Raw genomic sequence first — 2,376 nt, 5'->3', positions numbered from 1 at the left:
TGCTTAGTTTTTCGGTCTAATAAGCTGTTGAACTAAACCGCTTCGCGGGGAGTGCCAACTCCCTGACATATCACTGCATTTCAACCACACTTAACTTGCTACTCAACCTTTTTTGGAGGCAAGTTATGACACCACTAAGACAACAGTTACTTGACTGTATGCAAGTACGACACTTTTCAATTAGAACACAGCAAGCCTATGTTCGTTGGGTTTACGACTTGGCGAAACATACCCATCGCTCCCCTGATTCATTGCAAGACAGTGAGTTAAAAAAGTACCTTTGGTCATTAACCCTAGAGCGCCATTTATCATCAAGTTCATGTGCACAGGCGTTTCATGCCTTAAACTTTTTTTATGGTCAAGTGCTTGGGCGAACGTTCAGTGAGCAGTTGTTACCTCCGATGAAGCGGCAACAGAAGATCCCTGAACTTTTAAGTATCTCTGAAGTGAAACGGATCATTGATATCTGCCACAATCCTAAATATCGCATGATGATCATGTTGTGCTACGGCTGTGGCTTACGTCTTAGTGAAGTCTGCTCGCTTAAGGTAAAAAATATAGCGGGAGAAGAAAAGGTTATACACCTCCAACAAGCGAAAGGCGCTAAGGATAGGTGTATCCCCGTATCTGATTCCTTGCTACACGAATTACGACTTTATTGGCAACGTTTTCACCCTATCGTTTACCTGTTTTTTAAACCGATAGAAGATAAACCGTTACATCAATCGTCATTACAAAAAGCCTATAACAAAGCAAAAAAGGATGCTGGGGTTGTTAAAACAGGCGGCATACACGCCTTGAGACATGCCTTTGCCACGCATCAGTTAATGGCTGGTATGCCACTACCTGAGTTACAGCATATTCTAGGGCATAAAGACATTCGAACCACCGTGCGATATACCCATTGGCTACCTCACTATCAAGGGGTGAACGAAGCACAATTTGATTTGCTTAAGCAATTGGATCTACACTCATGAACGGCTCATTACTTCAGCAAATTATCGCACAAGGGCTGCCACACCTCGAGAAGAAAACCATCACACCAAGGCAATGGCAAGTTTTACATCACCTTCAGGATTGTCGGACTCAAGCGATGGGCAGTTATCAATGGCACTGCAACCACTGTGAGCAAGATACCCATTGGTATTGTTCTTGTCGTGACCGACATTGTCCGGTGTGCCAAGGTAAATCACGAGAGCAATGGTTACGTAAACGACAAGCGGATGTACTCCCTGTCGCTTATCATCATGTGGTATTCACTTTACCGCATCAGTTTAATGGTTGGGCAACATTACATCCTAAGATACTTTATAAAACGCTATTTAAGGCTGTCTGGGAAACATTAAGTGAATTTGCAAATGCAAGACATCACCTGGATGGTCAGTTGGGTATGTTGGCGGTGTTACACACTTGGGGTCAAACCTTGTGTCGGCATATTCATTTGCACTGCCTGATCCCAAGTGGTGTGTTAACCCAAGATAAGCAATGGTGCTGTAGTCGTAAAGCGGGATACTTATTCCCGGTGAAAGCTTTATCAGTGAAGTTCAGAGGTAAAATGCTGAATGGTTTAGAGGGACAAGCCAACGCAGGTGAGCTTCATCGATTAGATCAAACAACGATTAGGCAAGTATTGAATCAAACGGCTCGGTTGAAATGGAATGTTTATAGCAAACCTACCATTGGTCATACCGATACAGTGGTTAACTATTTAGCACGTTACTGTAATCGCGTAGGCATTAGTGAAAGTCGTTTATCTTTAAGGGGCGAAAATAACGTATTAATGCGCTACAAGGACTATCGTACCAATGAGACAACTCATATGGATTTGTCTGCGGCAGAGTTGATAAGGCGATTTTTATTACATGTTCTGCCGAAAGGTTTTATGCGGCTGCGTTATTACGGATTCATGGCTAATTCAATAAGGCGTAAATCTTTAATCCTCATTAGGAAAAGCTTAGATAAAGAGATAGAGAAGCTTGAAGACGATATCACAGACAGAGTAAAGGATGAAATAGGACCTGAATGTCCAAGTTGTCATCATGCAGGGATGATCTTGATAGGAATTCTATTGCCGAACAAACCGTTAGCGCAGTTTCGAACGATCTAGTTGAGTGGTGTAATCTGTTAATTATGCGTTGAAAAAAGCGATAGTAGAGGCTTCGTTTGTCTTGAATAAAGCCCCTGATAAGGTAAACTGGCTTGATAACGTTGAGCAAAATAGAGTAAGGAAGCTACTGATAATGCGTTGTTGGTTAAACCCCTTCCTGTCACTGAAATGACTCAATAAACAAAAACCATATAGACGGTGCCTAGCGGCTCAGTCCAACAGGACATTTATCTCTCATGCTTCAACAAGAGATAAATGCTTAATTGTTA

2 protein-coding genes are annotated in these 2,376 nt (G+C 42.3%); both read left to right on the top strand.

The genetic code is table 11. The features are described from left to right. Positions 1 to 125: 125 nt before the first annotated feature. The gene (locus tag H4J56_RS19270) at positions 126 to 977 is read left to right on the top strand and encodes a site-specific integrase (protein ID WP_182259811.1); all 852 of its coding nucleotides are present in this window, start codon (positions 126 to 128) and stop codon (positions 975 to 977) included. Further along, positions 974 to 2,107: an IS91 family transposase gene (locus H4J56_RS19265; RefSeq protein ID WP_182259810.1), complete on the top strand. Its 1,134-nt coding sequence runs from the start codon at positions 974 to 976 to the stop codon at positions 2,105 to 2,107. Before H4J56_RS19270 ends, H4J56_RS19265 begins: the two co-directional genes overlap by 4 nt. The last annotated feature ends 269 nt before the right edge of the window (positions 2,108 to 2,376 follow it).

This window comes from Colwellia sp. BRX8-4 (assembly GCF_014077345.1).
GTDB lineage: Bacteria > Pseudomonadota > Gammaproteobacteria > Enterobacterales > Alteromonadaceae > Colwellia_A.
The sequence above is the reverse complement of the archived record's forward strand: the minus strand, read 5'-3'. Positions and strand labels throughout refer to the sequence as shown.